22 protein-coding genes are annotated in these 21,209 nt (G+C 65.0%); 7 read left to right on the forward strand and 15 right to left on the reverse strand.

Annotated elements, in window-relative coordinates; all coding sequences use genetic code 11:
* Window positions 1-56 precede the first annotated feature (56 nt).
* From E4K65_RS34565 to E4K65_RS34575, 3 genes are all read right to left on the reverse strand, one after another.
* A complete protein-coding gene (locus E4K65_RS34565) occupies window positions 57-545 on the reverse strand; it encodes a VOC family protein (protein WP_135177938.1) in 489 nt (162 codons plus the stop codon).
* Window positions 546-589: 44 nt separating this feature from the next.
* On the reverse strand, window positions 590-1,018 hold the full coding sequence (locus E4K65_RS34570) for a VOC family protein (protein ID WP_135177939.1): 429 nt from the start codon (window positions 1,016-1,018) through the stop codon (window positions 590-592).
* Window positions 1,019-1,147: 129 nt separating this feature from the next.
* Window positions 1,148-1,660, reverse strand: coding sequence for a cupin domain-containing protein (locus E4K65_RS34575; protein WP_011085194.1), 513 nt, complete (start codon window positions 1,658-1,660; stop codon window positions 1,148-1,150).
* A gap of 126 nt (window positions 1,661-1,786) precedes the next feature.
* Here E4K65_RS34575 and E4K65_RS34580 point away from each other — a divergent pair, with 126 nt between their 5' ends.
* Complete coding sequence (locus tag E4K65_RS34580; protein WP_135177940.1) at window positions 1,787-2,005, forward strand: CsbD family protein; 219 nt, start codon at window positions 1,787-1,789, stop codon at window positions 2,003-2,005.
* A 141-nt stretch (window positions 2,006-2,146) separates the two neighbouring features.
* Here E4K65_RS34580 and E4K65_RS34585 read toward each other — a convergent pair whose 3' ends face one another.
* Window positions 2,147-2,611 carry an FKBP-type peptidyl-prolyl cis-trans isomerase gene (locus E4K65_RS34585; protein WP_135177941.1) on the reverse strand — a complete coding sequence of 155 codons (465 nt, stop codon included), beginning with the start codon at window positions 2,609-2,611 and terminating at the stop codon, window positions 2,147-2,149.
* Window positions 2,612-2,696: 85 nt separating this feature from the next.
* Window positions 2,697-4,283, reverse strand: a complete 1,587-nt coding sequence (gene ggt / locus E4K65_RS34590) for a gamma-glutamyltransferase (RefSeq protein WP_135177942.1) — start codon at window positions 4,281-4,283, stop codon at window positions 2,697-2,699.
* A 209-nt stretch (window positions 4,284-4,492) separates the two neighbouring features.
* On the opposite strand from ggt, the gene trhO reads away from it, so the two are divergent.
* Window positions 4,493-5,260, forward strand: a complete 768-nt coding sequence (gene trhO, locus E4K65_RS34595) for an oxygen-dependent tRNA uridine(34) hydroxylase TrhO (protein ID WP_135177943.1) — start codon at window positions 4,493-4,495, stop codon at window positions 5,258-5,260.
* Window positions 5,250-5,468 carry a SlyX family protein gene (locus E4K65_RS34600; RefSeq protein ID WP_135177944.1) on the forward strand — a complete coding sequence of 73 codons (219 nt, stop codon included), beginning with the start codon at window positions 5,250-5,252 and terminating at the stop codon, window positions 5,466-5,468. The genes trhO and E4K65_RS34600 overlap by 11 nt, the downstream gene beginning before the upstream one ends.
* A 23-nt stretch (window positions 5,469-5,491) precedes the next feature.
* Here E4K65_RS34600 and E4K65_RS34605 read toward each other — a convergent pair whose 3' ends face one another.
* Both E4K65_RS34605 and E4K65_RS34610 read right to left on the reverse strand, forming a co-directional pair.
* Window positions 5,492-7,396 carry a sensor domain-containing diguanylate cyclase gene (locus tag E4K65_RS34605; protein WP_135177945.1) on the reverse strand — a complete coding sequence of 635 codons (1,905 nt, stop codon included), beginning with the start codon at window positions 7,394-7,396 and terminating at the stop codon, window positions 5,492-5,494.
* A gap of 173 nt (window positions 7,397-7,569) precedes the next feature.
* The gene (locus E4K65_RS34610; protein ID WP_027549359.1) at window positions 7,570-7,785 is read right to left on the reverse strand and encodes a hypothetical protein; all 216 of its coding nucleotides are present in this window, start codon (window positions 7,783-7,785) and stop codon (window positions 7,570-7,572) included.
* A gap of 106 nt (window positions 7,786-7,891) precedes the next feature.
* On the opposite strand from E4K65_RS34610, the gene hemE reads away from it, so the two are divergent.
* Window positions 7,892-8,926 (forward strand): uroporphyrinogen decarboxylase, encoded by a 1,035-nt coding sequence (gene hemE / locus E4K65_RS34615; RefSeq protein WP_135177946.1) that lies wholly within the window; start codon window positions 7,892-7,894, stop codon window positions 8,924-8,926.
* A gap of 284 nt (window positions 8,927-9,210) precedes the next feature.
* On the opposite strand, the gene hemC is transcribed toward hemE, so the two are convergent.
* From hemC to E4K65_RS34630, 3 genes are all read right to left on the reverse strand, one after another.
* A complete protein-coding gene (gene hemC / locus E4K65_RS34620) occupies window positions 9,211-10,191 on the reverse strand; it encodes a hydroxymethylbilane synthase (RefSeq protein WP_135177947.1) in 981 nt (326 codons plus the stop codon).
* A 102-nt stretch (window positions 10,192-10,293) separates the two neighbouring features.
* Complete coding sequence (locus E4K65_RS34625) at window positions 10,294-11,919, reverse strand: GMC family oxidoreductase (RefSeq protein WP_135177948.1); 1,626 nt, start codon at window positions 11,917-11,919, stop codon at window positions 10,294-10,296.
* A gap of 53 nt (window positions 11,920-11,972) precedes the next feature.
* A complete protein-coding gene (locus E4K65_RS34630; protein WP_135177949.1) occupies window positions 11,973-12,563 on the reverse strand; it encodes a TetR/AcrR family transcriptional regulator in 591 nt (196 codons plus the stop codon).
* A 100-nt stretch (window positions 12,564-12,663) separates the two neighbouring features.
* Between E4K65_RS34630 and E4K65_RS34635 the strand changes: the two genes are divergently transcribed.
* From E4K65_RS34635 to E4K65_RS47800, 3 genes are all read left to right on the forward strand, one after another.
* Window positions 12,664-13,029: a nuclear transport factor 2 family protein gene (locus E4K65_RS34635; RefSeq protein ID WP_027549364.1), complete on the forward strand. Its 366-nt coding sequence runs from the start codon at window positions 12,664-12,666 to the stop codon at window positions 13,027-13,029.
* 327 nt (window positions 13,030-13,356) lie between these two features.
* Complete coding sequence (locus E4K65_RS34640; protein WP_135177950.1) at window positions 13,357-15,318, forward strand: putative bifunctional diguanylate cyclase/phosphodiesterase; 1,962 nt, start codon at window positions 13,357-13,359, stop codon at window positions 15,316-15,318.
* A 185-nt stretch (window positions 15,319-15,503) separates the two neighbouring features.
* Window positions 15,504-15,653 (forward strand): hypothetical protein, encoded by a 150-nt coding sequence (locus E4K65_RS47800; protein WP_167771393.1) that lies wholly within the window; start codon window positions 15,504-15,506, stop codon window positions 15,651-15,653.
* A 6-nt stretch (window positions 15,654-15,659) separates the two neighbouring features.
* Here E4K65_RS47800 and E4K65_RS34645 read toward each other — a convergent pair whose 3' ends face one another.
* From E4K65_RS34645 to pgm, 5 genes are all read right to left on the reverse strand, one after another.
* Window positions 15,660-16,103, reverse strand: a complete 444-nt coding sequence (locus tag E4K65_RS34645; protein WP_167771394.1) for a DoxX family protein — start codon at window positions 16,101-16,103, stop codon at window positions 15,660-15,662.
* A gap of 262 nt (window positions 16,104-16,365) precedes the next feature.
* Window positions 16,366-17,346, reverse strand: coding sequence for a PDR/VanB family oxidoreductase (locus tag E4K65_RS34650; protein WP_135177951.1), 981 nt, complete (start codon window positions 17,344-17,346; stop codon window positions 16,366-16,368).
* A 10-nt stretch (window positions 17,347-17,356) separates the two neighbouring features.
* Window positions 17,357-18,109 carry a GntR family transcriptional regulator gene (locus E4K65_RS34655; RefSeq protein WP_135177952.1) on the reverse strand — a complete coding sequence of 251 codons (753 nt, stop codon included), beginning with the start codon at window positions 18,107-18,109 and terminating at the stop codon, window positions 17,357-17,359.
* A 6-nt stretch (window positions 18,110-18,115) separates the two neighbouring features.
* Window positions 18,116-19,165 carry an aromatic ring-hydroxylating dioxygenase subunit alpha gene (locus E4K65_RS34660; protein WP_167771395.1) on the reverse strand — a complete coding sequence of 350 codons (1,050 nt, stop codon included), beginning with the start codon at window positions 19,163-19,165 and terminating at the stop codon, window positions 18,116-18,118.
* A 289-nt stretch (window positions 19,166-19,454) separates the two neighbouring features.
* Window positions 19,455-21,101: a phosphoglucomutase (alpha-D-glucose-1,6-bisphosphate-dependent) gene (pgm, locus tag E4K65_RS34665; protein WP_135177954.1), complete on the reverse strand. Its 1,647-nt coding sequence runs from the start codon at window positions 21,099-21,101 to the stop codon at window positions 19,455-19,457.
* Window positions 21,102-21,209: the final 108 nt, after the last annotated feature.

Below are 21,209 nucleotides of genomic sequence, written 5' to 3' on the forward strand. Positions count from 1 at the left end.
GGATCGCCCGATCAGGCCGGGCGATGACAGTGAGTATGTGGCGCGGGCATGCGCCTTCACGCCGCGGACTTGCCCTCGAACGCGCGTCGGAGGACTTCGACGTCCAGCTTCACCATCTTCAACATGGCCTGCATCGCGCGCGCGGCCGCGGCTCGGTCCGGGCTCGACAGGAATTCGAACATCACTTTCGGCACCACCTGCCAGGCCACGCCCCAGCGATCCCTGAGCCAGCCGCACTGCTCTGCCTTGCCGCCATGGGCCAGGAACGCATTCCAGACGCTGTCGACCTGGGCCTGATCGTCGCAATGGATCATCAGCGAGATCGCGTGGGTGTACTCCATCTTCATACCGCCGTTGAGCGCGACCAGGGGCTGCCCGGCCACCGTGAACTCGACGACGAGCACGGAGCCTTCCTTGCCGGAGGGATTGTCCGAAACGTTGCGCTGGACATGCGTGATGTTCGAATCCGGCACGAGCGAGACGTAGAACTTCGCGGCTTCCTCGGCATCGCCGTTGAACCACATGCAGGGCACGAGCTTGGACATGGAGAACGCTCCTCTTCAGGTTTTCAATGCTCTCGGATTTTCGATCAGGCGTTCGCCATCTCGGACTGCGCGGCGAAGGCCGCGAGGTCCATCCAGTTCACACCCCACATATGGCCGTCCGGATCCTCGAAGCTGCGGCCGTACATGAAGCTGTACTCATCCTTCGGGCTGGGATCGGCCACCCCGCCGGCAGCCTCGGCCTTGCTGACGATGTCATCGACTTCGTCACGGCTGTCGGCCGACAGGCAGAGCAGCACCTGGTTCGAGGTCTTCGCATCCGCGATCGGCTTGGGTGTGAACTGGCGGAATTTGTCGTGAGTCAGGAGCATGGCGAAAATGCTCTCGGAGAAGACCATGCAGCTCGCCGTATCGTCGCAGAACTGCGGGTTCCTGACCGCGCCGACCGCCTCATAAAAGGCCGTGGCGCGCTTGAGGTCGGTCACCGGCAGGTTGACGAAGATCATCTTGGGCATCGGAAGCTCCTTGGGCGGGTTCTGCCCAAGGACGGACGGGCAGACGGCCATCCGACACGGCTTCCGGATATTTTTTCAGGCCCGCCTGCCGTGGTTCTGTCGCACAGAACCGGCAGGCCCGGGCCGGCCTTACTTCTTCTCGTTCGGGTCCCGGTGCACCGGATCGATCCACAGCACCGTCTCGGGCTTCTCGACCGGCTCGATGTCGAGGTTGATCGCCACCGCCTCGCCGTCGCTGCGCACCAGCACGCATTCCAGCACCTCGTCCGGGCTGGCGTTGATCTCCTGATGCGGCACATAAGGCGGGACGAAGATGAAATCGCCGGGGCCGGCCTCCGCGGTGAATTGCAGGCTCTCGCCCCAGCGCATCCGCGCCTTGCCCTTCACCACATAGATGACGCTTTCGAGATGGCCGTGGTGATGCGCACCGGTCTTGGCGTCGGGCTTGATGCTGACCGTGCCCGCCCACAATTTCTGCGCGCCGACGCGGGCGAAGTTGATGGCGGCCGCGCGGTCCATGCCGGCCGTCGACGGCACGTTGGTATCGAGCTGATTGCCGGGAATGACGCGCACGCCGTCATGTTTCCAGCGATCGTCATGATCGTGTGCATGGTGGGAATGCGTGTGGTCATGGCCCGTCATGATCTTGCTTTCTGTTGGTTCCGTGCGCGGCAAACTAACCAAAGCCGCGGCATCAAGCCATACCAAAAAAGGAACGCTCGCAGTCGCCCCGTGTTGTCCCCGCGATAGAACTGGAAGGAGAGTTTCATGGGTAGCACGACCGACAAGATCAAAGGCAACGCCAACGAGGCGATCGGCAAGGCCAAGCAGGGCATCGGCGAGGCCACCGGTTCCGAACGCCTGAAGGGCGAAGGCGTGGTCCAGGAAGTGAAGGGCAAGGGCCAGCAGGCCATGGGCGATGCCAAGGACGCCGCGAAGGAAGCGATCGATCGCGCCGCGGCTGCGGCAAGGCGCGCGGCAGAGTGACGCGCGTCAGACTGAAAACGAAAAGACCGGCCGCAGGGCCGGTCTTTTTTGTTTGTGCCGTCATTCCGGGGCGCGAAGCGAACCCGGAATCTCGAGATTCCGGGTCTGGTCCTTCGGACCATCCCGGAATGACGGTGTAGATTATTTCACCGCGAGCAATTCCACGTCGAACATAAGCGTCGCGTTCGGCGGAATCACCCCACCGGCGCCGCGCGCGCCGTAACCGAGCTGCGGCGGAATGATCAGCGTGCGCTTGCCGCCGACCTTCATCGAGGCGACGCCCTCGTCCCAGCCGGCAATCACGCGGCCCTTGCCGATCGGAAACTCGAACGGCTCCTTGCGATCGACCGAGGAGTCGAATTTCTTGCCCTTCTGGCCGTTTTCATAGAGCCAGCCGGTATAGTGCATCACGCAGATCTGGCCGGGCTGCGGCGAGGCGCCGGTGCCGACGGCGGTGTCGATGATTTGCAAGCCTGAAGCTGTGGTCATGGTCTTTCCTGCGGTCTGGGCCGAGGCCGTGGTGAAAACGAAATCGGACACGCTGACGATCACGGTGATCGCGAGTGCCGACATGATGGCGAGGAGCACGCGCTGGACACGCTGCATGAGACACCTTCCGTTTGAGGCGGGAGGTGTCTAGCGCAACGCGGGTGCGGTTTCCAGCCGTAACGTTTGCAGCTCTGGGCCTCGCTCAGTAGCCGAGCGCGCAGCCGTCCTTGCGCGGGTCGGAACCGCCGGTGAGCGTGCCCTTGTCCCAGTCGATCCAGATCGCCTGGGCGCCGCCGAGCGGGCCGACCACGCTCGTGGTCTTGTGCCCGAGCTTCTTCAGGCCTTCGACGATGTCAGCCGGCACGCTGTCCTCGAGCTGGTACTGGCCCTCGTAGTGCAGGCCGCGCGGCATGTCGATCGCCTCCTGCACGTCGCAGCCGTAGTCGAGGATGTTGGTCAGGAGATGGGTCTGGCCGGTCGGCTGGTACTGGCCGCCCATCACCGCAAACGACATCGTGGAACGGCCGCCCTTGGTGAGCAGGCCCGGCATGATCGTGTGCAGCGGGCGCTTGCCGCCCTCGATGCAGTTCGGATGGCCCGGCTGGATGCGGAAGCCACCGGCACGGTTCTGGAACAAGACGCCGGTCTTGTTCGAGACGATCGCCGAGCCGAAGGAATGCGCGACCGAATTGATGAACGAGCAGACGTTGCGGTCCTTGTCCACGACAGTGATGTAGATGGTCGAGGGGTTCATCGGCGGCGCGACGTTCGGCAGGTCGAGCATGCCGTCCATGCGGATCTTGCTGATGTACTCGTCGGCAAAGCCCTTTTCGAGCATCTCTGCGACGTTGATCTTCATGTGCTCGGGAGAGGCGACATGCATCTCGCGGTTCATGTAGGCGATGCGGGCGGCTTCGGCTTCGAGATGGAAGCGCTCGACGCTGAGCGGCGCATACTTGGTCAGGTCGAAGCGCGACAGGATGTTGAGCATCAGCAGTGCGGTGACGCCCGGGCCGTTCGGCGGGCACTGCCAGACGTCGTGGCCCTTGTAATTGGTGCCGATCGGCGTCGTCGTCTCGGTGGTGTGCGCGGCGAAATCGTCGAGCGTGTGCAGGCCTCCGATGCCGCGCAGGGTCTCGACCATGTCCTCCGCGACCGGTCCCTTGTAGAAGGCGTCGCGGCCGTCCTTGGCGATCGCCCGCAGCGTCTTGCCGAGCTCGGCCTGGCGGATGACGTCGCCGGCCACCGGCGGCTTGCCGCCCGGCAGCAGGTAACGCACGGTGTTGGTGCCACCCTTCAGCTTCTCGAACTGGTTCTTCCAGTCGAACGCGATGCGGGGCGCGACGACGTAGCCCTCTTCGGCCGCCTTGACCGCGGGCTGGAGCAGGCGGTCGAAGCCGAACTTGCCGTGATCGCGCAGCACGGTCGCGAAGGCGTCGATCACGCCGGGGATCGAGACCGCGTGCGCCGAGGTCAGCGGCACGGAATTGATCTTGCGCTCGAGATACCAGTCGGCATTCGCAGCCTTCGGCGCCCGGCCGGAGCCGTTATAGGCGATGATTTTGCCTTCACCGCGTGGCTGGATCAGCGCGAAGCAGTCGCCGCCGATGCCGGTCGATTGCGGCTCGATCACGCTGAGCACGGCCGAGCCGGCCACCGCCGCGTCCACCGCCGTGCCGCCCTCGCGCAACACCTCGATCGCGGCCAGCGAGGCCTGCGGATGCGAGGTCGCGACCATCGCGTTGGTGACGTGGACCGTGGACCTGCCGGGGAAATGGAAGTTTCTCATCGAAGTTTTGCTCTCTCAGGGCTCTCTTGGGCCGTCGGCGCGGAGGGCGCGCCGTCTCGGAAAAACCGGGCCTACATGACACATTCCGGCCCGCCGGGGCAATGCTGGCATACCAGCGAAATGGCTGCCATCCGCTGGGCGTATAGACCTTTTGCCGTCCGGGGCCATGCGGGTTTTCTGGGCGGCGGCCGCCTGCTAAACGAGCCGCCATGATCCACAAGGTCGCCGCCTTCTACCAATTCGCCGCACTGCCCGATTACCGCGAGCTGCGCGAACCGCTGCGCGCGTTCTGCGCTGGTCTGGCGCTGAAGGGCAGCGTGCTGCTGGCGCAGGAGGGCATCAACGGCACGGTTGCGGGAGCGCCGGAGGCGATCGACGCCCTTGTCCATGAGCTTGCGCACGGCGCCCTCTTCGGCGGCCGGCTGGACAATCTCGAACTGAAATTCTCGAACGCGGAGGCGATGCCGTTCGGTCGGCTCAAGGTACGGCTGAAGAAGGAGATCGTCACGCTCGGGGACGCGGCTGCCGATCCGACGCGCCAGGTCGGCACCTATGTCGATGCCGACGCCTGGAACGCGCTGATCGCAGCGCCGGACACGCTGGTGCTGGACACCCGCAACGCTTTCGAGGTGGCGATGGGCACGTTCGAGGGTGCGGTCGATCCCGGTATCAAGAGCTTTGGGCAGTTCAAGGATTTTGCCGCCGAACAGCTCGATCCGGCAAAACACCGCAGGATCGCGATGTTCTGCACCGGAGGCATCCGCTGCGAAAAGGCGAGCGCGCACCTGCTCGCGCGCGGCTTTGCCGAGGTCTATCACCTCAAGGGCGGCATCCTGAAATATCTGGAGGAAGTGCCGGAGGCGCAGAGCCGCTGGCGCGGCGAATGCTTCGTGTTCGACGAGCGCGTCGCGCTCGGCCATGGTTTGCAGGAACTTGGCCTGCGGGAACGGGACAAGGACGCGACACGTGACGAATGAGATCAAGACGCTGAGCGAACGCATCGACAGGCTGGAGACGCGCCTCGCCTATCAGGACGATACGATCGAGACGCTGAACCAGACCATCACCGCGCAGTGGAAGCAGATCGACGCGCTGACCCGGCAGATCGCGCAGCTCAACGAGCGGCTGCAGGAGGCCGAGACGAATTCGCCGGGACCTGCCAACGAGCGCCCGCCGCATTATTGAGCGATATTACTGCTGGACGGCCTTTACTGACCGGACGCTTTGGGCAGCAGGTTCACGACCTCGCCCGACATCGTCAGGCGGTCACGACCAGTATCCTTGGCGGCGTAGAGCGCACGATCGGCGGCCTCGACGAGTGAAGCGGACCCTGCGGTGCGCTCGAACGCCGGCCGGCAGGTCGCGCCGCCGAGCGAGACGGTCACAGATGCCGAGATCGGGCTCGAGGCGTGGACGAGGCCCGCCTGGTGAATGGCCTCGCGGATCCGCTCGCCGATCCGGGCGCAGCCGCCCGCATCGGTATTGGGGAGCAGCATGGCGAACTCCTCGCCGCCGTAGCGCGCCGCCAGATCGCCGGCGCGGTGCATCTCGGCCGCGAGGATGCTTGCGACCACGCGCAGGCAGGCATCGCCCGCGGGATGGCCGTATTCGTCGTTGTAGGCCTTGAAATGGTCGACGTCGATCATGAGCAAGGCGAGGCTGGAGCGGTCGCGATAGGCGCGCGCCCATTCGTCGTTCAGCCGGTCGTCGAAGCAGCGGCGGTTGGCAAGCCCGGTGAGGCTGTCCTCGATCGCGAGCGTCTCGAGCCTGGTTTCCAGCGTCTTCTGCTCGGTAATGTCGCGCGAGATCGCGACCACGCCGTCGACGTTGCCGTTGTCCTTGCGTGTCACCCGCATGGTCGATTCGAGCCAGACTTCGCCCTTCTGACGGTGCGAGTTGCGATAGGTGACGCGCACCTCATCCTTCTCGCCGCGCTTCATGGCATCGACGAGGGCCTCGACCTGCGGCAGGTCGTCCGCATGAACGCCCGCGAGTGCGGGCGTTCCGATCAGCTGGTTGGCCCGCCAGCCGACGACCCGGAGCGACGAGGGAGAAACATAGCGCAGCCGCTCGTCGAGCCCGATACGGGTCACCATGTCGCTGGAGCCTTCGGCGAGCAGGCGGAAATGGGCTTCCTTCTCGACCAGGGCTGCGGCCATGCGCTGGCCCCGCTGCAACTGCCGCACCAGCACCGCGCCGATGATCGCGATCAACATGACCAGCGCGAGGACATAGAGCATGCGGGAAATCGCGGCGGCCCGCCAGGGCGCCAGCAGTTCGTCCTTGTCGACGGTGGCGAGCAGGAAGAACGGATAGCGGCCAGAGCGCTTGAAGAAGCTGACGCGTTCGGCGCCGTCCAGCGGCGACTTGAAGTGATAGGCACCGCTCGGCCCTTGCAGGCTCGGGTTGCGGAACAGCGGCTTGTCGGCGACGCTGCGTCCGGCGAATTTCTCGTTGCTCGGGTAGCGCGCGACGATCAGCCCGTCGCCATGTGTCAGCGCGACGGAGCTGTTGCGGCCGATCTCGAACTGCTCGTAGAAGTGCGACAGATATCCGGAGCTGATGGTCGCGAGCACCACGCCGCCAAAGCTGCCGTCCGCCTTGTTGAAGCGGCGCGACAGGGTGAGGACCCATTCGCCATCGAGCAGGCTCTTCACGGGACGGCCGAGATGGGCCTCTCGTTTCGGGGAGAGCTGGTGATGGCGGAAGAACGCGTCGTCGCTGAGCGTCGAGCCGATCGTGCCGGGCGAGGTCAGCCAATTGCCCCGGTCGTCGATGACGGCGAAGCTGTGCACGCGCTCCGTCGCCTTCTTGCGCACCTCCATGAGGTTTCTGAGCTTGGCGATCGTGGCGGGTTCGGTGCCGTCCATCTCCAGCCGGCTGACGACGCCGACGACGCCGGAATCGAGCAGATCGAGGCTGTCCTCGGCATGCTGCGTCAGCGATCGCGCAACGTTCGCCATCTCGGTCTCGGCGCCCTTGAGCACTGCGTCGCGCGCGGCCCATTCCCGCCAGGCGCTGACGCCGAGGATGGTCGCGCAGGTCAGCACGACAAACGCCGCCGCGCGTAGCGGCAGGCGGCTCCATCCGGCTCTTTGGGTAGCAGCGCTCATGCGGCAGAATTCTCCGATCGTTTCGGAAACTCTGCCGCTTCTATTATTGAACTCTGAAATGACTGCCGAAATACACCGCGATACCTGCGCTTTCCCGTAGTCCTACGGACGCAAGGATCAGCGCATCGCTAACAGGGTATTAGCGAACCTATCGGAATCCGGCTCCGCTCCCGCTAGCTGAAGATGGCCTTAACCTTGTCCCAGAGCGAGGGATTGTCGGCGTCCGCATCGGCCTTCGAGGGTGTCGGCTGGGCGGCACTCACGGGATCGGACGCCGGGAAGCTGTCCTTGAGCCCGGTATCGAGCTTGGCATGACGATCGGCGGCGAGCGCCTCATGCAGATCGTCGGCGTGCTTGTCGTGCGGCGCGGGATTGAATGACTCAGCCATGATCTCCTCCATAGGTTGGTCAACGCGGCCCAAATGCGCTTGTTCCCCTGTTCCGCTGAAGGCCGCCGCGGTGTATCAGGAGCCGTAACCTTGCTCAGGACCATTCGTGCCCCAGTCTGCGACAAAGCCTTTCATCGACGTGCTCTCCGGCCAGCGCCAAGCCATCCCGCCGATGTGGATGATGCGCCAGGCCGGCCGCTACCTGCCGGAATATCGCGAGGTGCGGGCCAAGGCCGGCGGCTTCCTCGATCTCTGCTTCAACCCGGAACTTGCCGCCGAGGTCACGCTGCAACCGATCCGGAGATTCGGCTTTGACGCGGCGATCATCTTCTCGGACATCCTGGTGATCCCCTACGCGCTCGGCCGCTCCGTGCGCTTCGAGGTCGGCGAAGGTCCGCGGCTCGAGCCGCTGGATGATCCCGCGAAGGTCGGAACGCTCGCCGCGCGCGCCGACTTCGGCAAGCTCGCGCCGGCGTTCGAGGCCTTGAAGATCGTGCGCGGCGCGCTCGATCCCAAGACCGCGTTGATCGGCTTCTGCGGCGCGCCGTGGACGGTGGCGACCTACATGGTCGCGGGCCAGGGCACGCCCGACCAGGCCCCGGCGCGGATGATGGCCTACCGGCATCCGGACGCGTTTGCGAAGATCATCGACGTGCTGGTCGACAACTCGATCGAATATCTGCTGGCGCAACTCGCAGCCGGTGCCGATGCCTTGCAGATCTTCGACACCTGGGCCGGGGTGCTGCCGCCGGCCGAGTTCGCGCGCTGGTCGGTCGAGCCGACGCGGCGCATCGTCGAGGGCGTACGCGCGAAGGTGCCGGACGCCAAGATCATCGGCTTTCCCCGTGGCGCCGGCGCGCAATTGCCGGGCTATGTCGAGGCGACCGGTGTCAACGGCGTCAGCATCGACTGGACCGCGGAGCCGGCCTTCATCCGCGAGCGCGTGCAATCACGCGTCGCGGTGCAGGGCAATCTCGATCCGCTGGTGCTCATTACCGGTGGCGCCGCGCTCGACCGCGCGATCGACAACGTGCTGGCGAATTTCGCTGCCGGGCGCTTCATCTTCAATCTCGGCCACGGCATCCAGCCGGAGACGCCGATCGCCCATGTCGAGCAGATGCTGAAGCGGGTGCGGGGGTAAGCGGCGGTCTCGTTGCGGCCATCCTTCGAGACGCGCGCAAGAGCGCGCTCCTCACCATGAGGTCTCGTTCTGCGGCGGCACCCCAGACCTCATGGTGAGGAGCGCCGTCTTACGGCGCGTCTCGAACCATGAAATCATAAAACCGCGAAAACAACCCCATGCACAGTAGACAAGTCATTGAAGAATCTGAGCCGAGCATTGCTCGACTCACAAGGGGTCTTGGACACGTCGGGCAAGACAGGCGCACGATGCCATGATCGCACCGACGATCGTTTTGAAGCAGGCTAGCGCGGCCGGCTGCGCTCGATGATCTCGGCAGCGCCCTTCGTCAGCAGATCGAGACCCACGGCACGGCCAAGCTCACGGGGCCGGTTGGCGGGGCCTGTGCGCGAGGCTTCGATGATGGTGTTGCCGGAGAGGTCGAGCACGGACGCGGTGAGCGACATCTGACCGCCTGCAATGGTCGAGAAGCCCGCGACAGGCGAATTGCAGTGGCCATTCAGCACCCAAAGCACCTCGCGCTCGGCATCGGCAGAGGCGTGGGCGGCGGGATCGTCGATCGACGACAGGATTTTTCGCGTTTGCCAGTCCTGCGCGGCGCATTCGACCGCGACGATGCCTTGTCCTGCCGCCGGCAGCATCTCCGCGGGCGTAAACTCGTAGGCGATGCGGTCCGCAAGACCGACGCGATCGAGGCCGGAGCGCGCCATGATCAGCGCATCGGCAGGCCCCACCGCGCCGCCATCCGGCAGGCGCTGCTTCTCGCCGTTGTCGAGCTTTCGCACGCGCGTGTCGGCCGCGCCGCGAAAGTGGATGACCTCCACGTCAGGAAACAGCCGCCGCGCATAGGCCGCGCGACGCACCGCGTTGGTGCCGATCTTGAACCCCTTGCCGCGCGACTGGCGCAGCGCCGCCAGCGTCACGCCGTCGCGCAGCACCAGCGCGTCATTGGGCGGATCGCGCGACAGCGTGGCACCGATGACGAGGCCGGGCGTGTCCTCGTTGCCCGGCATGTCCTTCAGCGAATGCATCGCCGCCTGGAGTTCACCCGACAGCACGGCGGCGCGAATCTGCGCCACGAAGGCGCCGCCCTTGCCGCCATGCGGCAACAGCTTGCTGGTCTGGTCAAGATCGCCCGTGGTGTCGAACTTGACGATCTCGACGTCGAGATCGGGCACGGCGGCGGTCAGGCGGCGCGCGATCTCTTCCGTCTGTGCCAGCGCCATCGCGCTCTTGCGTGTGCCGATCTTGAGTCGAGTAGCCAAGTCCTGGTCCTTTCACTGCGCGTTGTCTTATTTGAGCATGATCTTATCGGAAAACCGGTGCCCACTTTGCGCTAACGCGGCCCTCCGGGTCCGGATCATGCTCTACCGCGCATCCTCCAATATCATGTCGGAGGCCTTTTCGGCGATCATGATGATCGGCGCGTTGGTGTTCCCCGACACGAGGTCCGGCATAATCGAGCCGTCGACGACGCGAAGGCCTTCGAGCCCCCTCACCTTCAGCCGCTGGTCCACCACTGCGAGCGCGTCATTGCCCATACGACAGGTCGAGGTCGGATGGTAGATGGTGCTGCCGCGCTCGCGGCAGTAATCCAGCAGCTCGGCATCCGTGGATACCTTCGCCCCGGGATCGACCTCGCCCACGACGAACGGCTTCAGCGCCGGCGCATTCAATATCTTGCGCAGGATCTTCAGGCCCTCGACGTTGGTGGTGCGATCGGTCTCGGTCGACATGTAGTTGATGCGGATCTCCGGCGGCACGGTCGGATCGGCGCTCCGGATGCGCAAGGACCCGCGGCTTTCGGGACGCAGCTGGCAGACCGAGGCGGTGAAGCCGGAAAAGTCGTGCAGCTTCTCGCCCATCTTGTCGGTCGAGAACGGCAGGAAGTGCACCTGGATGTCGGGCGAGGCGAGCCGCGGGCTGGTCTTGAAGAACGCGCCCGCCGTGCCGGCCGCGATCGTCAGCCAACCTTTGCGGAACAGCGCGTAGCGCGCGCCGGCCAAAGTGCGACGGATCGGGTTGTTGACGGTGTCGTTGAGCGTGATCTTCTGCGAGCAGCGCATCACGATGCGGACCTGCATGTGGTCCTGGAGATCGTGGCCGACACCCGGCGCGACCAGCACGACATCGATGCCGTGCTTGCGCAGCAGATCGGCAGGACCGACGCCGGAGAGCTGGAGTAGCTGCGGTGAATTGTAGGCGCCGCTCGACAGCACGATCTCCTTGCGTGCGCGGGCACGGCGCAGCTGCGCGCCTTGCCGGTATTCGACGCCCACGGCACGGCGCCCCTCGAACAGCACGCGCTGGCCGAGCGCCCCGGTCTCGATCTTGAGATTGCCGCGCGTCCTCGCCGGGCCGAGATAGGCGACCGACGTCGAGGCACGGCGGCCGTTGCGCGTGGTGGTCTGGAACAGGCCGACGCCTTCCTGCGTGGCGCCGTTGAAATCAGGGTTGTAGGGCAGACCGGTCTCGACCGCGGCGTCGATGAAGGCCTTCGACAGCGGATCGGTCACGATCATGTTAGAGACCGGCAGCGGCCCGCCGCTGCCGTGATACTGGTCGGCGCCGCGCGACTGGTTCTCGGCCTTCCTGAAATAGGGCAGCACATCGTCATAGCCCCAGCCGGTGTTACCGAGCTGACGCCAGCGGTCATAGTCCTCGTGCTGACCGCGAACATAGAGCAGGCCGTTGATCGAGCTCGAGCCGCCCAGCGTCTTGCCGCGCGGCTGGAACACCTGGCGCCCCTTCAGCTCGGGCTCCGGTTCGGTCTGGTACATCCAGTTGACAGTCTTCTCCTTGAACAGTTTGCCGTAGCCGAGCGGCACGTGGATCCAGATGTTGGAATCCTTCGGGCCGGCCTCGAGCAGCAGCACGTTGTGCTTGCCGTTCGCAGACAGGCGGTTGGCGAGCACGCAGCCGGCGGAACCGGCGCCGACGATGATGTAGTCGAATTCGGGATCGATTGGTGCGAGAGAGGAGTTTGCGGTCATGTCTTGCCAGTGTTCTTGTTGGTGTGGGCGTTTCCGTTCGTGGCTTACCACGATCATGCGCGCAGACGCAGCGCCTCGACCAGCGACTTGAACGCACGGGCATATTCCGCGCCCGCCCTTGCGATATCGGCGCGTCCGGCGCAGGCGACCGCAGCCTCCGTGACCGCGCCGAGGAGCAGCCGCGCCAGCGGCTCGACCGGCTGCCGCGCGATCAGCCCGGCCTCCATGGCGGCTGCGATCGCGCGCGGCAGCTTGCCGCCGAAATGCTCGGCATCGATCTCGCGCCAGCGCTCCCAGCCGAGCACGGCCGGGCCGTCGCGCAGGATGATCTGGCCGGTCGGGCCCTTGGCGGTCGCTGCGAAGTAATGCTGGGTGCCCGCGACCATCGCAGCGAGCACGTCCTTCTCGGCCCGCGCGGTGCTGTCGATCTCCGCAACGAGGTCGCGCGAGACCTGGTCGAACACGGCCTCGAACACCGCCTCCTTGGTCTTGAAGTGATGATAGACCGCACCCTTGGCGACGGAGGCCCCCTCCGCGATCTCGTCCATGGTGGTGGCGGCAAAGCCTTGCGTCCCGAACAGGCGGCGCGCCGCCGTCAGGATCGCCTCCGATGTCGCCGCCCGCCGCTCCGCCTGCTTCGCCATGAGTGTCGTCTAATCCAATTCGGCTGATACGGCCAGTTGACTTTTCGACTGCCGGTCGGTATTTACCGACCATCAGTCGGTTTTAATCGTGAGGTATGTCATGCCCAGTCGTGAAATCGTCGAAGCCTTTGCGAAGCGGCTGGAGGATGGGGACTTCGTCGGCGCGATCGAACATTTCTATGCGCCCGACGCCGCGACTTATGAAAACAACGCCGCGCCGACCGTCGGCCGGGAAAAGTTGGCAGCGAAAGAGCGCGGCGTGCTGGCCGCGACCAAGGAGGTCAAGGCCGTGCGCATCGGGCCGAGCCTGATCGAGGGCGACACTGTCGCGACACGCTGGCGGTTCAGCTTCACCAGCGCGGAAGGCGTCATCCGAACGTTGGATGAGATCGCGTGGCAGACCTGGCAAGGCGACCAGCTGATCGAAGAACGGTTCTATTACGATCCGAAGCAGCTGGGGCGGTGATCGCGTCTCCCGGACACCGGTGTCATCGCCCGCGAAGGCGGGCGATCCAGTATTCCACCAGCGCCGGTGATTGATCCGATAGGCCGCAACCGGATGCCCCGCCTTCGCGGGGCATGACAGCGGAGTTAGTGGCGAACACTCGGCCGCGGCTACAACCGTAACGCGGGGTGTCGCATTTGTATCGATTTGTTATCGATACTGTCGATGGAACACGCAGAAGTGGTCGCGGCGACCGTGACAGGCGGGGATAATTCATAGTTCGTCAAAGGTTTGCAGCGAATTCTCCTGATCGAGCCGGACGAACGGCCCATCCTGCTAGGCTCTAGAATGCGGACTCAACTGACCACCTATTTCGCGCGGCTGTTCGCCGGCGATCTGTCAGCGTTCGGCGGTCCCGCAACCGACGAAGCCATGGCCGGCCATATCCGCGCGGAACAGATGTCGCTGGTGCTCGGCTATTCCGTCGGCATCATGCTCGCCAATGCCTGCAACGCCGCCGTGCTTGCCATCGCGCTGTGGCATTCGCCGGACCGGACGTTCGCCCTGATCTGGGCGGTCGTCGTCGCCGCTGCCGCGATCGCGTTCGGGGTGCAGTCCCATGCCTCGCGCCGGATCACAAAACCGCAATTCGTCTCGCGCCGCGCCATGCATCGGCTGGTGCGCAATGCCTTCATCCTCGGGGCCGCCTGGGGCATCGTGCCGGTCGCCTTCTTCGCAAACGCCGCAACCGGCGGCCAGCTTGTCATCACCTGCCTTTGCTCGGGCATGCTGGCCGGCGGCGCGCTGGCTTTCGCCACCATCCCGATTGCGGCCATCGCCTTCACGACCCCGATCTTCGTCGGCATCGCCATCTGCCTCGGCCGTGACGGCGATCCGGCCTATGTGCTGATGGCCATCCTGGTGGTGGTCTACGGGTCAGTGCTGCTGCGCGCGGTGTTCGTGAATTCAATCGGGTTCGCGCGGCGCGTGATACGGCAGGTCGAGGCCGAGCGCACGGTGCGGCAGGATCCGCTGACTCTCCTGCCCAACCGCTTCGCCTTCAACGAGACGCTCGATGCCGCCTTGAAGCGGCTGGCCCTGTCGGGCGAAGAGTTCGCGGTGCTGCTGCTCGATCTCGATCGCTTCAAGGAGGTCAACGACAAGTTCGGCCACCCCGCCGGCGACGAATTCCTGGTCCAGGTCGCAAGCCGCCTGCAACGCTGTACCCGCGCGGCCGAGCACGTCGCGCGCATCGGCGGCGACGAGTTCGCGCTGGTGATGGCCAACCTGGCGCGGCCCGAGGATGCGCTAGAAATCGCCGAGCGCTTTGTCGCAGCCTTCACCGAGCCGTTCCCGATCGAGGGCCGCCAGCTCGCGGGCGCGACCAGCGTCGGCATCGTGCTGGCACCGCGCGACGGCAACACGGCCCTCGACATCATGAAGAACGCCGACGCGGCGCTCTACCGCGCCAAGAAGGCCGGACCCGGCACGGTCTGCTTCTTCGAGGTCAGCGACGACAGGCTGTCCCGCGATCGCAAGGCGCTGCAATCGGACCTCGAGGGCGCCATCGCGCGCAACGAGCTGTTTCTCGTCTTCCAGCCGTTCCTCGACCTCGGCGAGAACCGGATCACCGGCTTCGAGGCGCTGCTGCGCTGGCAGCATCCCTCGCGAGGGCTGGTGCCGCCGAGCGAGTTCATCCCCATCGCCGAGGAGACCGGGCTGATCCACGCGATCGGCGAATGGGTGATCAGGCGCGCCTGCGCGACGCTGGCGGACTGGCCCGAGGACATCAGGGTCGCCGTGAATTTCTCCGCGGCGCAGTTTCACAACACCGGCATCCTCCAGACCATCGTGCAGGCGCTGGCCGACGCGAAGGTCTCTCCCAGCCGGCTCGAGATCGAGATCACCGAATCGATGCTGCTGTCGAAATACGGATCGGCCGTGTCGATCCTGAACGCGCTGCTGCAACTCGGTGTCACCGTTGCGTTAGACGATTTCGGCACCGGATTCTCGTCGCTCACTTACCTGCGCAAGCTGCCGTTCAGCCGCATCAAGATCGACCAGTCCTTCATCCGCGACATGCTGGTCCAGCCGGACTGTGCCGCGATCGTGAAGTCGGTGATTTCGCTCGCGCGCGACCTGCGCATCGGCGTGGTCGCCGAAGGCGTCGAGACTGCCGATCAGCTCGAATATCTGAGGCAGATCAATTGCGACGAAATCCAGGGCTATCTGATCAGCCGGCCGGTGTCGGCTGAGCAGGTTCTGGCGCTGCTCGACACGAAGAAGCTGCGGGCGACTTACGCGGCGTAGGGCATAGACTCGCAAAGTCTCCGCAGCCATGGGATCAGTCTGCTTCGCTGACCTAAGGTAGCCCGCTGTTCTGAGAGTGCTTTCCGAGTGTTTCGGCGCGCTACCTCTAACGAGGACTTGCCGTGTCGGCTCCATTAGGCAACACTTGCCCCCTTTCAGAGTAGTTATTTTTGAGGGGCATCATCATGCCTGAGATATTGGACGTCCTGCTGTGGTGTGCCGCGCTTGCGACATGGCTGATGCTTTTCTTCGCCTTCGTGAGCAAGGCCCTGAAACCGCTCTCAAAGAGCGTCCGCCGCGTGATCGAGGCAGCTTTCAAACCCAACTTGAAGTGATGTCGGCTACGATGCCCGATCGAAACTGAACCGGCCTGCGCCGGTGACGAAGATCAGCATCGCGCCGCCCATGATCGAGATGTTCTTCAGGAAGTGGTTGTATTGACCAACCTGCTGCGCACCCGCGGGATACTCCCAGTAGCGGTGCGCAACAGCCGTTGCCGCCACGACGAACACAAACGTCAGGATTGCGCAGTAGCGCGTACCGACGCCCAATATCAAACCAACGGATATCAATACTTCCAGTGCGATGTTCGTCATGGTGAACAGCTCAGGTGCTGGAAGGTGCAGGGACCTGAAATAACTCACGGAGCCGCTGAAGTCGTGTATTGCGCCGTACGCGCTTCCGACGAATACCCACGCGAGCAGAATGCGGCCGATCAAGATCAGCGAGTCGGCACTCCCTGTGGCGAACTCGTCGACTGCCAGCGAGACCGAATTGGATTTCATGGCAGAACCTCCACCCTTGTTGTCCAAGACCGGCTGAACACGTTTACTGCCGAGAGCAAACCTATCATGATTGGTGGACCGCACGAAGCGCTCTTACCGGCTCGTTGGCGCGGCAAAACGAAGCCCGCTTCGTCACGGAATTGGTCCGCCTGCAAATGGCCCTCAGCGCCAGGACGAACCGCACCCGCCTGCTCCCGCGCGTAGAGCGGATGCGCATGCCTTCAGGCTGATCGCGTTTCCGAGTACGCCTTCCAGCCCCGCCTCAGACCGCGTCCGCCCGCAGCAGCGTGTCCACGGTGATGGTGCCGCGGGCGCGGGAGACGCAGGCGCAGATCTTCTGGTTGCTCTGTTTCTGATGGTCGCTGAAGAAGACGTCGCGATGGTCGATCTCGCCGTCGACTGCGACGACGTCGATGGCGCAGAGGCCGCATTCGCCGCGCTTGCAATCGTACATCACGTCGTGGCCGCTGGCATTGAGCACGTCCAGCATCGAGCGCTCGCGCGGGATTTCGAGTTCGACACCGGAGTCTTTCAAGCGCACGCGAAAGGTCTCGGTCGGCAGCGTGCCGCTGGAGCCAAACGTCTCGTACCGAAGATCGGCGAGCGGATGGCCGGCGCCGATCCAGGCGTGGCGCGCGGCGTCCAGCATCCGCATCGGGCCGCAGAACAGCGCCAGCGCGCCTTGCGGCAATGACGCGAACAGCGCGTCGAGATCGAGCCGCCGGCCCTCGTCGCTCGCGTGAACGACAAGGCGGTCGCCGAGCATGCCGGCAAGATCGTCGAGATAGGCGGCCTCGCCGCGCGAGCGCACGGCATAATGCAGCGTGACATCGGCGGCACGTCGCGCCAGCGCCTGCGCGGCGCCGAGGATCGGGGTGATGCCGATGCCGCCGGCGATCAGGCAATAGTTTTCGCGGGCCCAGTCGACCGCGAGCAGCGAGGCGGGCTGCGTGATGTCGAGCCGCGCGCCCGGTGCTAATTGCCACATATAGCGCGAACCGCCGCGGGAATCCTCGGCGCGGCGCACCGCGATCTTGAGGCCACGCGAGGTGGCCTCGCCGACCAGCGAATAGGATCGCGTCTCGGGCAGGCCGTCGATGGTCACGCTGACATTGATGTGGCTGCCGACCGGATAGGCTGTGCCGTCGAACCGGTCGGGCAGGATCAGGAATTCGCGGATGCCGGGCGCAAGGTCGCGCGTCGAGACGAGCGTCGCCGGGGTCCAGGTTTCGATGAAGCGCATGGTGACTGCCCTAATCGGTTGCGGTCTTGATCAGCGCGAGCGCCGGCAAGAGGTCGAGATGGGTCCGATTGCGCAGCGCGAGCCGCAGGTTGCGCACCGCGAGCCGCGCGTGCTCGCGCATCACAGCCTCGGCGCGCGTACCTTCGCGGTTTTCGATGGCGTCGATGACGACGCGGTGGTGCTCCTGCCCGATGATCAGGATCTGCTGGGCCTCGGGCAGCGCCGACTGCGCCATCACGAAGCCGCTCGGGGAGGCGAACGGCAGCGCGGAGGCGCGGTCGATCTGCCGGATCAGCGGCGGGCTGCGCGACAATTCCGTGAGCAGCGCGTGGAAGCGCGCGTTCAGCGTGACATAGGACGAGAACGCATCGACCGAGATCGGCACCTGGCGCAGCAATTCGTCGATCGCGGCGAGACATTCCTTCAGCGGCTCGAGCTCGCGCGCGGAGACGCCGCGCTCGGCGGCAAAGCGCGCGGCGAGCCCTTCCAGCGTGCCGCGCAGCTCGATGGAATCGGAGATGTCGCGCTCGGAGAACGCCTTCACCATGAAGCCGCCGGAGGGGATCGCCTCCAACAGGCCCTCCTCCTCCAGCCGCACCAGCGCCATGCGCACCGGCGTGCGCGAGGCGCCGGTCGTCTCCACCGCCTGAAGCTCGGAGATGCGCTCGCCGGGACGCAAGGAGCCCGACAGGATCTGGTCGCGCAGCGCGAGCTGCGCCTTCACGGTCTGCGAGACGGAGCGGTCGACCTCGCGCTCGGCCATGTCGGCTTACTCCGCGGCCTGGAGGTGTTGCGGCGCGTTTTCCTTCGCCACCATCCTGTCGATCAGCTTGCGCGTCCACATCGCGCCGGCGTCGATGTTGAGGTTGTAGAAGACGCGATCGGGGTTCTCGTCCATCGCGCGCTGCTGCGCTTCGAGGATCAGCTCGTCCTCGCGGAAGATGCCGGAGACGCCTTCGCGGATCTCGGTGGTGATGCGCTGCTCGCCGATCTGGTAGTTGCGGACGAAGGCCCAGAAGTAGTGACAGGTCTTCTCGGTCTCCGGCGTGATGGTGTTGAGCACGAAGCCGTTGACGCCCTGCGAGCGGTCACCTTCCGGCGCGCCGGTGCCTGTCAGCGCCACGCCGACGTCGATGGCGATGGTGCATGGCGCTTCGAAACGGATGATCTGCCAGCGATCGACGAGGCCGGGCTTGCCGAGCTGCTTGGCCCAGAACGGCGGCGCCTCGATGCCGCGCATCCAGCGCGTCACGGTAACAGTCTTCTCGCCATGGGTGACGTCGAACGGCGCTTCGGCGACCGCGTCGTTGCCGATCGAGGAGCCGTGCACGAAGGTCTCGTGCGTGAGGTCCATGAGGTTGTCGAGCACGAGACGGTAGTCGCAATTGACGCGGATGGTCTTGCCGTCGCCGGCCCAGGCCGGATCGTGATTCCAGTGCATGTCGGGCACGAGCGCGGGATCGGCCAGCGCGGGATCGCCCATCCAGAGCCAGATGTAGCGGTGGCGCTCGACCACGGGATAGGCGCGCACGCAGGCCGAGGGATTGATGGTCTCCTGCGAGGGCATGAAGGTGCAGCGCCCCTGCGCGTTGTACTTCAGGCCGTGATAGCCGCAGACGACGGTGTCGCCTTCGAGCCGTCCCTTCGACAGCGGCACCAGGCGATGCCAGCAGGCATCCTCCAGCGCAGCCACCGAGCCATCGGCCTTCCGGTACATCACAACGTGCTTGCCGCAGATCGTCCGCGGCAGCAGCGCCGGCTTCACCTCGGCGTCCCAGGCGGCGGCGTACCAGGCGTTCATGGGGAAGGGCTTTGTCACCGGTCTCACTCCCAAGGCTTATGAATACGTTATGTATACATTACCAGGGGAGAAAGTGCCGTTCAAGGCCGAAATTTGCGTACCTTGATACCTAAATGCAAAACTGTGTATACAGGCTCGACCCTACCGTCATTCCCCGCGGAGGCGGGGAATTCAGTACTCCGCGGCGGTCATTGGTTCACACAACTTCCGCCGCGGCGTGCTGGATCACCCGCTTTCGCGGGTGATGACAGCGCGCGATACGGAACACCCCCCTGGAGGGGAAGGTAAGAGGCGTCTTCGCCGGCAGTTACGTTCCGAACACCTTCGCCAGCCCGGCCTGGGCTTCTTCCTGAATCCGCTTCAGGTGGTCGGTGCTGCGAAAACTTTCCGCGTAGATCTTGTAGACGTCCTCCGTCCCCGACGGCCTCGCCGCGAACCAGCCGAAATCGGTCTCGACCTTGATGCCGCCGAACGGCTGGCCGTTGCCGGGCGCCTTGCTGAGCGTGGCACGAACGGGATCGCCGGCGAGATCCTTCAGGCCGAGCTGCTCGGGCGTGACGGACTTCAAAATGTTCTTCTGCGGCGTGGTCGCCGCGACGTCGATGCGCGCGTAATGGGGCATGCCAAACTCGGCGGTGAGATCGCCAAAGAGCTGGCTGGGATCGCGGCCGGTCTTCGCCATGATCTCCGCGGCGAGCAGGCCGAGGATGATGCCGTCCTTGTCGGTGGTCCACACCGTGCCGTCGCGGCGCAGGAACGAGGCCCCTGCACTCTCCTCGCCGCCGAAGCCGAAGCCGCCCGTGAGGAGGCCGTCGACGAACCATTTGAAGCCGACCGGCGTCTCGACCAGCTTGCGACCGAGCTTTTTCGCGACGCGGTCGATGATCGAGCTCGACACCACGGTCTTGCCGATCGCGGCATCCTTGCCCCAGTTCGGGCGGTGCGCGAACAGATAGGAGATCGCCGTCGCGAGATAATGGTTCGGATTCATCAGGCCGCCGGTCCGCGTCACGATGCCATGGCGGTCGGCATCGGTGTCGTTGGCAAAGGCGACGTCGAAGCGGTCGCGCATGCCGATCAGGCTCGCCATCGCGTAAGGCGAGGAGCAGTCCATGCGGATCTTGCCGTCCCAGTCGACCGTCATGAAGCGGAAGGTCGGATCGATCGCCTCGTTCACGACCGTGGCCTTCAGGCCGTAGCGCTCGATGATCGGATGCCAGTAATGCACGGCGGCGCCGCCGAGCGGGTCGATGCCGATATTGATGCCGGCGGATTTGACGAGATCGAGATCGACGACGTTGCCGAGATCGGCGACGTAGGGCGTGATGAAGTCGTAAGCATGCACGTTCGCAGCCTTGCGCGCCTTGGCGTAGTCCATGCGCGCCACGCCCCTGAGCCCGTCGGCAAGATAGGCGTTGGCACGCTTCTCGACGACGCCGGTCGCATCGGTGTCGGCCGGGCCACCATGCGGCGGATTGTATTTGTAGCCGCCGTCTTCCGGCGGATTGTGCGAGGGCGTGACGACGACGCCATCCGCCAGACCCGACGTGCGGCCCTTGTTGTAGGTGAGGATCGCGTGCGAGATCACAGGCGTCGGCGTGTAGCCGCCGTCCTTGTCGATCATGACGTCGACGCCGTTAGCCGCGAACACCTCGACGGCGCTGACGAGAGCAGGTTCGGCCAGCGCGTGGGTGTCGATGCCGATGAAGAGCGGGCCGGTCAGCCCCTTTTCCTTTCTGTAGTCACAAATTGCCTGCGTGGTCGCGAGGATATGGCCCTCGTTGAAGGTGGTCTTGAACGAGGTGCCGCGATGACCGGAGGTGCCGAACGCCACCCGCTGCGCCGGGTCAGCCACGTCGGGCTTGCCGGCGAAATAGGCCGTCACCAGCCGTGGAATGTTGGTGAGCGCGTCCGGCGAGACCTGCTTGCCCGCCGCGGGATGAACATCAGCCACTGAAATATCCTCGTCCTGTCGTCACAGAGATTGCGGGACACCATAGCATCGGCCGGGCGCCCGCCAAGGGCACAACACGCGCGAGGGGGAAGGCGTTCCTTGGGTGCC

The sequence above is a fragment of the Bradyrhizobium niftali genome (assembly GCF_004571025.1).
Lineage (GTDB): Bacteria > Pseudomonadota > Alphaproteobacteria > Rhizobiales > Xanthobacteraceae > Bradyrhizobium > Bradyrhizobium niftali.